This is a genomic window from Lutibacter sp. (genome assembly GCF_040883305.1).
Classification (GTDB): Bacteria; Bacteroidota; Bacteroidia; order Flavobacteriales; family Flavobacteriaceae; genus Lutibacter.
Map to the genome: position 1 here is coordinate 1 of NZ_JBFLKT010000257.1, position 9209 is coordinate 9209.

Consider the following 9209-nt stretch of genomic DNA (forward strand, 5'->3'; position numbering starts at 1 on the left):
CCTTTTTGAAAAGTTGCTAATAAAGGTTGTTCCGTTTCTATAGTTCCAATTTTTTGAAATAACAATGTATTTACTGGAATTGAAAAATTAATTTCACCAAAATAATCTTCTAAAGGTGCAAATCGAGAAAAACCAATATTTGCACTTATAAAACTGCCATAATTTAAATTAAAAACAGGATGGTATTCTTCAGATTGTGAAAGTACATTTTTTTTAAAATCGGTTTGATTGTTGTTTAGAAAACCCCAATCGGTTGCCAATCCAGAAACGATAAAATAATTTAATTTTTTTTCTGAAATAGCAGCGAAAATTGTATTAAATAAATTGTTTGGTTGATACAATATAACCAATTGATAATCTGATAAATTACCTTTAAAATTTTCAACAGTATTAATAGTTACAAAACGTTGTTTATTACTTTCAATAGATTTTTTAAACATCCCCAAATCAGGATGAATTACCGAAGTTAATATTAAAATTTCCGAAGCTTCTTCTATAACATTAATACTAAAATTCTTAGTATTATTTATTGTGTTTTTTTCATTTTCAAGAGTTTCAATTGTTGCAGTATAAAAATGTGTTCCCGCAAAGGTTGCTGTTAAATAAAAAGAAATTTCTTGTACATTTTCAGTTGAAGAAAAATCCACTATTTTAGAATATACCTTTGTGTTATTATCAAAAACAGTTAGCTTTTTTGAAATGCTTTTATTTCCTGTGTAATTAATAAATAATTCTACTGGCAATTTATTATTGATATAAGTATATTTATTGATGTTTAATTTACTGATTGCAATATCTTCAAAAGTTGTTGTATCCCCTACTATATAAGAAAAAACAGGACTTTTATAATTCACAAACTCAACATCGTGCCCAATAGTCTGATTTCCATCAGTTATTAAAACAACAGGGTTATCTTCTGATTTATATAAGTTAGAAAATTCTAAAAAAGGTTTAGATAAATTGGTATTACTTTCATTAAATTTTAAAGAATCTAACGTGAATAAACCTGTTCCAAAACCATAATAATTAATATCGAATTTAGAATTTAATTCAGTATCACTTTTTAATTGTTGCACTAAATTTTCAACATTTTCAGTTTGTAAACTGTGTTTTATGGAAACTGAATTATCAACTGCAACCAATAAATTGGGCTTTACTATAGTACTATTCTTTTTATTAATTGTTGGATTAATAATTAATAGCAAAAGTGCAAAAATTGTAGAAAATCGTAAAAAAGAAAGCCAATAATTTAATTGGCTTTTCTCTTTATTTTTAAAAATATATTGAAAAAAGGCTATAAATAAGGCAACAAAAACAGCTAAAATAATAAATAAAATAGTGACTGTCTTCATTTAGATAAATTGCTTTTATTCTGAATAAAATTTAATTATTTTAACTTAATTATGTTAACATTCCTCCATCAACACTTAATGTTTGTCCTGTAATATAAGAACTCATATCAGAAGCTAAAAACACACAAGCATTTGCAATATCTTCTGGAGTACCACCTCTTTTTAATGGAATCGAATTTCTCCATTCTTTAACGGTATCTTCTGGCAAACTAGCTGTCATTTCAGTTTCGATAAAACCCGGTGCAATTACGTTACTTCTAATATTACGAGAACCCAATTCTAAAGCAATAGATTTTGAAAAACCTATAATACCAGCTTTAGATGCTGCATAATTAGATTGACCCGCATTTCCTTTTAAACCAACTACAGAACTCATATTAATAATTGAGCCTGCACGTTGTTTCATCATTGGTCTAATAACGGCTTTTGTTAAATTAAAAACCGATTTTAAATTTACTTCAATTACTTTATCAAAATCATCTTCAGATATACGCATTAATAAATTATCTTTTGTAATTCCTGCGTTATTTATTAATATATCTATAGTTCCAAATTCTTTTAAAACTTCGGCTGCTAATTCTTGCGCTGCATCAAAATTCGCAGCATTTGACTGGTAACCTTTTGCTTTTATACCATAAGATTCTAATTCCTTTTCTAAGGCTATTGCGGCATCAACAGATGAGCTATATGTAAAAGCTACATTTGCTCCTTGTTTTGCAAATACTTCTGCAATTCCTTTTCCAATTCCTCTAGTAGCTCCAGTTATTAAAGCCGTTTTATTTTCTAAAAGTTTCATGCTGTTTAATTTTTTAAATTTTGTTGATATTATAAATCAAATATACATAATTGAAATAAAAAAGACTGCTTTTTCAAACAGTCTCTTTACTTCTTTTTATAATTATTTACTCGTTATATAAATTTCTCTAAATTCTTTAGTAACAACAAAAGTAACATTTCCGTTAATATTAGAAATATCTATTTTTTCATTATCAACCTCGATATTTGTAATTTTAAATGGTAACCCATGAATATTAATTTTAAAAGTATCGTAACTAGTAATATATTTTCCAGATTTAAATTGTTGAAGCGTTAAGGAATGTTTTTTTCCAACTTGGTTGAAATTTCTTAAACTGTATCTTCCTTTTTTATAATCGTAACCATCGTGTGCATCTTCGTAAACTTCAGAAGTTTCTTTACCTTCTTTGAAATATACGTCCAATTCTAATTGTTCTATCACTTTTTCGCCAACATATTGCTGAATAGGATATTTAGGAATAATAGCCCCTTCTTTTACAAAAATTGGCATACTATCAATATCTGCATCCACCCATAATTCTTCTCCTCCAGTTATAATTGTATTATCCCAGAAGTTATACCACCTTCCTTTTGGAATATACATACGTCTACCTTTTGAATTTGCTTCTAAAATTGGACAAATTAATATTTTTTCGCCAAAAATAAATTCATCATTTCTATAATGTGTATGTGAATCTTTTTGATCAAATAACACTAATGATTTTAAGATTGGGATTCCTTCATTTGAATATTTCCAAAAGGTGGTATATAAATAAGGTAATAATTGATATCTAATTTCTATAAACTTTCTAACTATATCGGTTATTGTTGTACCAAACGTCCAAGGCTCTTGCTCACCGTGATCTCCAGAAGAATGCACCCTACAAAATGGATGAAAAACTCCTAATTGAATCCAACGTGCAAATAATTCTCCTGTTGGTTGTTCTGCAAAACCTCCAATATCTGATCCTACAAATGAGAATCCAGACATACACATACGCTGTGCTTGTTGGTTTGCAATAGATAAATGATCCCAAGTTGCAACATTATCTCCAGTCCAAGTAGAAGAATAGCGTTGGGTTCCGGAATAAGCAGCTCTTGTAATTACAAACGGACGTTTAGGGTAACTAAATTTCTTTAAACCGTGGTATGTTGCACGTGCCATTTGCATTCCATAAACATTATGTGCTTTTCTATGGCTACATTGATTTCCATCATAATCATGACGCACATCATCTGGAAAAGATTTACCTGGAACATCCATTACTGCAGGTTCGTTCATATCATTCCAAACACCATTTACACCAATATCTTCAATTAATTCTTTAAATAGATCTGACCACCACTCACGAACTTTTGGATTTGTATAGTCTGGAAAATAACATTCTCCAGGCCAAACTTTTCCTTTCATATATGGACCATCTGCACGTTTACAGAAATAATCATTTTCTAAACCTTCTTTAAAAACACTATATTCAGTATCAATTTTAATTCCTGGATCAATAATTGCGATTGTTTTAAATCCATCATCAGCAAGTTCTTTCACCATTCTCTTTGGGTCTGGAAAATATTCCTTATTCCAAGTAAAACATCTAAAACCTTCCATATAATCAATATCTAAATACAAGGCATCACATGGTATTTGTAGCTCTCTAAATTTTGCTGCAAGTTTTTTTACTTTTGATTCTGGATAATAACTCCATTTACATTGGTGATATCCTAAAGCCCATAAAGGTGGCATATGTTGCGGTCTCCCAGTTAAATCTGTATAGTTTGAAACAACATCAGTCATTTCTGGACCATAAATAAAGTAATAGTTCATTTCACCTCCATCTGCCCAAAAACTGGTTACATTTCTTTTTTCTTTACAAAAATCAAAAAATGATCGGAATGTATTGTCAAAAAAGATTCCGTACGATTTATTTTTATGCAATGCTGTATAAAATGGAATTGCTTTATAAATTGGATCTGTACCTCTTACATACGCATAGGAATCTGTAACCCAGTTCTGAAAACGCTTTCCTTTTAAATTATTTTCTACAGGTTTATCTCCTAATCCATAATAATTCTCACCTTGCTGAGCAGCTAAAGACATTTTTACTATGTCGCCACCAAACTGATAGCTTTCTTCCCAATGAAAGCCTATTTCATCTTCTAAAATTAACGATTTATCTTTGGCATCAAAAATTGATTTTCTCATATCTGTTTTGGAGATATGACAAATTAATTTAGATGTTGTGATTATATATTTTTTATCGTCTTCTGTAATTTCTAAATGGTTATAACCTTTACTTGCGTACTTAGTTATTCCATAAGAAAAATCATTCTCAAACAAACCAGTTGTACTATATCTAAAACGTAAAACACTATCTCTTTCAACCGTAAGTTGTAATACTGCATTGTTCTCACTTTTAAAATAGAGTATATTTACATGTTTTTTATAAAAAATTATTTTTGAAGGATATAAATTCCCTTTATATTCTAGTTCTGTACTTAAGATCATATATTTACATTCATTTTTTAGCTGTGCAAACCTACTAATTTTTAAATATTTAGACGTGTTTTTTATTCAAAAAAAACACCCTTAATTATTAAATAAATTAAAAATTAACAGTGTAATTTATGTATTATTGAAATTGATACTATTTAAGCTCAAAAATTGTAATTCCTAAGGGAGATAACCTAATTTCAGCAGAATATGGTTTATTGTTCCAAGAAACAGCTTTACTAGTTATCATTCTTGAATTTCTAATTCCACTACCTCCAAAGTCTTTACTATCACTATTAAAAACTTCTTTTAATTTTACCTTTGAAGGAAGCCCAATTCTATATTTCTCTAAAATATTTGGAGTAAAATTACAGACAACTACTAAATTTTCAGCTTCATTATTACCTTTTCTGATATAAGAAATAACCGAATTTTCAGCATCCTCTAAACTAATCCACTCAAAACCTTCTTGGCTAAAACCTTTTTCAAATAAAGCAGGTCTGGATCTATAAAATTTATTTAATTCCTTATAATAATTTTGTACATCTTTATGTGATTTGTATTCTAACATATGCCAATCTAAACTTTCCTGAAAATTCCATTCTTGTTGCTGACCAAATTCACTTCCCATAAACAATAATTTTGTACCTGGGTGTGTAAACATATAACCATACATTAATCTAAGATTTGCAAAACGTTGCCATTCATCTCCTGGCATTCTTCCTAAAATAGATTTTTTACCATATACAACTTCATCATGTGAAAGAGGTAACATAAAATTTTCTGTAAATGCATACGCTAAACTAAAAGTAATCTCATTTTGATGGTGTTTTCTATAGATTGGATCTTTCCCAAAATATTCTAACGTATCGTGCATCCAACCCATCATCCATTTCATTCCAAAACCTAAACCACCCATATCTGTTGGTTTAGAAACCATTGGAAATGCTGTAGATTCTTCAGCTATAGTTTGTACATCTGGAAACGACTTATAAACCTCTTCATTTAATTCTTTTAAGAAGGAAATAACCGCTAAATTTTCATTTCCTCCATATATATTTGGTTCCCATTCACCATCTTCACGTGAATAATCTAAAAATAACATAGAAGCAACCGCATCAACTCTTAAACCATCTACGTGGTATTGTTCTAACCAGAATATGGCATTACTTATTAAAAAAGAACGCACTTCATTGCGTTCATAATTAAATATTAAACTTTTCCAATCTTGATGATATCCTTTTCGTTTATCTGGATGTTCATATAAATTTGATCCATCAAAATAACCTAAACCGTGCGCATCTTCAGGAAAATGTGAAGGCACCCAATCTAAAATTATTCCTATGCCGCTTTCGTGTAGTTTATCTACTAAATATTTAAATTCGTCTGGATATCCAAAACGGGATGTAGGTGCAAAATAACCTGTTATTTGATATCCCCAAGATGGATCGTATGGAAATTCCATAATTGGCATAAATTCTACGTGGGTAAAATTCATTTCTTTTACGTAATTCACTAAATCATCGGCAAGTTCAAAATACGATAAAAATCGATCTTCTGTTGCGTGTCTTTTCCAAGAACCTAAATGTACTTCATAAACTGAATATGGTGCGTCTAATGCATTGTGTTCTTTTCTTGTTTTTAACCAACTTTTATCTTTCCATTGGTAATTATCTTCCCAAACTATAGAAGCTGTTTTTGGAGGATGTTCGCAACGTCTGGCGTAAGGATCTGCTTTTTCTGAAACATATCCATTATTATTTGAATGGATTTTATATTTGTACGTCATTCCTTTTTCTACCAAAGGAATAAAACCTTCCCAAATACCTGAAGAATCCCAGCGAACATTCAATTTATGTTCTCCATCTTTCCAATGATTAAAATCCCCAATTACCGAAACCTGATTTGCTGTTGGCGCCCAAACAGCAAAATAGGTACCTTCCACTCCATTTAAAGTGGTGATATGTGAACCGAATTTTTCGTATAAACGATAATGTTTTCCTGCTTTAAAAAGTGAAATATCAAAATCGGTAAATAAACTATATGATTTTACTTGTGTCATAAATTAATTGTTAATAAGGTTTGAAATTCCTTTTAAAGGAATTACTGCCCAACTTGGGCGCGAATTTAATTCGTAGCCTAATTCGTAAATTGCTTTTTCTAATAAACAATATTCTAGCATAAAAATACGCTCTTGGCTATAGCCAATATTTAAATTAGCTTGTTCTACTGTGTTAATATAAGTTCCCAAAAATACACCTGTAAAATAACCGTATAATAATTCAGCTGCTTTAAAAAGCTCATTTTCAGGTTGTTTAAACTTATCTTTATTGTTGAAAATTGTTGCATAGATTGCATAATGAAAAGAACGAAAAAGCCCAGCGACATCTTTCATTGGCGGTTGTTTTACTTGTCGGTCTCTAATAGTACTTTCTGGTTCTCCTTCAAAATCTAAAATGTAAAAATCATCGTTTTGAACTAAAATTTGCCCTAAATGATAATCGCCGTGAACTCGTATGCGTTCTCCTTTTAATTTTGTCCAATCAAATTTTAAAAATTTACTTCGTATTAAACTTTTTTTACTAAGTAAATCTTTTGCCATTTCTAAACTATTTTCATCTAGCTTATGCAAATTATTTTCAATACTATTTAACCTGTTTTGAAATTGATAAATCATTCTATTTTTTAACCAAACAGCATAATCTCCATTAAAATGAGTTGGTGTAAAGGCAGTATCTTCAAACTCTGAGCCTAAATTTATATGCATTTCGGCTGTCCGCTTTGCTAACACTTTTATTTTCAAAAATAAGTTTAATCCTACCCAGTCAATAATTCTATGAGGAATATCGTGTATTTTTAAACTTTTATAAAGTTCTGGTTCAGGCAAATTATGGACATCTATATTTTTAATTTCCAGAGTTTCAAAAACTTTATCAATTTCAACTAAAAAAACATCCCAGGCATCACCTTCATTTGGCACTAATTCTTGCATAACAGCAATAGTTACAACTTCATTTTCTTGATCTATAAAATTTATACTACCCAAATAGCGAGGTGTGTTTTTAAAATCTTTCTTGTCCGTTAAAAACCTATTCATTTCATAATCAGGATTTTTATTTGCAAAAATTCTACGAAAAAATTTTAAAACATATTTGTCATTAAATACTAACGAAGTGTTACTTTGCTCCAACCCCATTAATTTAGATGATGAATATTCTATATTAGAAAACAATTCACTTTTATGATATTGAACTTTTGTTCTGTCTATTAATTCTGCGTTAGAAATTCGCTCAAAAACAAGTTTTCTAAAAGCTTCTAAGTTAACAGCATCAATAATAAAACCTTCTTGATTTTTTATACTTATAGGAAGAATTCTGTCTTTTTTAGCAAAATTTTCATCAGAAACAAATGCTATTGGAATAAAATAATGGTGGTAAAATGCTTCAACAAAATCTACTTCTAAAATCAAGCCGAAATAGACTTCATTATTTTGTTGAATTCTGAAGTATTCAGCTAATTCTATATATTTAATTTTACTAGCCTTTCCTCCAAACCAGCGCTGTTTAACAATATAATTTTCAAGTACATCTGATAAAAATACTTTTAAAAAATCTTTATTGTCCAACAGTTCTTCCCAGGCAACATCAAAATTATATTTGGTAGCTAATTTAGAATCTTTAGCATTTTCAGACATATTATTTTTATTTAGTTATTTTGAATATATGAAATGGTATTGAAGTTTGTAATTGTATAAAATTCCATTCATCATGCCAATCATATGTTATTTCGGTAATTAAATCCGTTACTTTTAAGTGATGTCCATGTCCTATTCCAAGTTCATGCAATGGTAGTTTTAACATACCTTGTTGCGTATGATATTCATCTAAACTAATAATAATTAACAATTCGTTTTCTTTGGCATCATCCCATTTATAAAAAGCAATTAAATTATCATTATTAATAGTGCAAAACCGTATATTATTAGTTTGTTGCAAGGCTTTGTGATTATTACGAATTTTATTAACTTTTGAAATTATAGATGTCAATTTATTTTGTTTAAACCAATCATACTCACAAATTTGAAATTTCTCTGAATTTAAATATTCTTCTTTCCCAATTATTGGTTCATCGATCATTTGTTCAAAAACAGGTCCATAAATTCCAATATTAGAACTTAATGTTGCAGCTAAAACATAGCGTTGAATATATTTAGACTCATTAGCTCCTTGTAAATGAAATGGATTTATATCTGGTGTATTAGGCCAGAAATTAGGTCTCATATACTCTTTTTGATCCGTTTTTGTTAGTTCCTCAACATATTCTGTTAATTCGTGTTTATTATTTCTCCAAGTAAAATATGTATAAGACTGTGTATAACCTTGTTTTGCAAGTTGTTGCATTATTTTTGGAGCTGTAAACGCCTCTGCTAAAAATAATACATCAGGATGTTTCTCTTTTACTTCTGAAATAATCCAATTCCAAAAATAAAAAGGTTTTGTATGTGGATTATCCACTCTAAATACTTTAATTCCGCAATCAATCCAGTAATACAATGTATCTAAACATTCGTCCCA

At 29.2% G+C, this 9209-nt stretch carries 5 protein-coding genes and 1 pseudogene; all 6 read right to left on the reverse strand.

The genetic code is table 11. The features are described 5' to 3' along the window. A partial coding sequence (locus AB1Z17_RS08080; RefSeq protein ID WP_368051292.1) for a VWA domain-containing protein occupies window positions 1-1352 on the reverse strand: 1352 nt, incomplete at its 3' end. A 49-nt stretch (window positions 1353-1401) separates the two neighbouring features. Continuing rightward, window positions 1402-2148: a 3-oxoacyl-[acyl-carrier-protein] reductase gene (fabG, locus tag AB1Z17_RS08085; RefSeq protein ID WP_368051293.1), complete on the reverse strand. Its 747-nt coding sequence runs from the start codon at window positions 2146-2148 to the stop codon at window positions 1402-1404. A 102-nt stretch (window positions 2149-2250) separates the two neighbouring features. Beyond that, window positions 2251-4650 carry a glycoside hydrolase family 31 protein gene (locus AB1Z17_RS08090; protein ID WP_368051294.1) on the reverse strand — a complete coding sequence of 800 codons (2400 nt, stop codon included), beginning with the start codon at window positions 4648-4650 and terminating at the stop codon, window positions 2251-2253. Window positions 4651-4789: 139 nt separating this feature from the next. After that, a complete protein-coding gene (glgB, locus tag AB1Z17_RS08095) occupies window positions 4790-6697 on the reverse strand; it encodes a 1,4-alpha-glucan branching protein GlgB (protein WP_368051295.1) in 1908 nt (635 codons plus the stop codon). A 3-nt stretch (window positions 6698-6700) separates the two neighbouring features. Then, window positions 6701-8329, reverse strand: a complete 1629-nt coding sequence (locus AB1Z17_RS08100; RefSeq protein WP_368051296.1) for a trehalose synthase — start codon at window positions 8327-8329, stop codon at window positions 6701-6703. 7 nt (window positions 8330-8336) lie between these two features. Beyond that, a pseudogene (locus AB1Z17_RS08105) lies at window positions 8337-9209 on the reverse strand (alpha-1,4-glucan--maltose-1-phosphate maltosyltransferase); the annotation flags it as partial.

What these genes read in the sequence shown, in the direction of transcription:
- AB1Z17_RS08090 (WP_368051294.1), bottom strand. Translation starts at nt 4,650, where the DNA reads ATGATCTTAAGTACAGAACTAGAATATAAAGGGAATTTATATCCTTCA.
- glgB (WP_368051295.1), bottom strand. Translation starts at nt 6,697, where the DNA reads ATGACACAAGTAAAATCATATAGTTTATTTACCGATTTTGATATTTCA.
- AB1Z17_RS08100 (WP_368051296.1), bottom strand. Translation starts at nt 8,329, where the DNA reads ATGTCTGAAAATGCTAAAGATTCTAAATTAGCTACCAAATATAATTTT.
- fabG (WP_368051293.1), bottom strand. Translation starts at nt 2,148, where the DNA reads ATGAAACTTTTAGAAAATAAAACGGCTTTAATAACTGGAGCTACTAGA.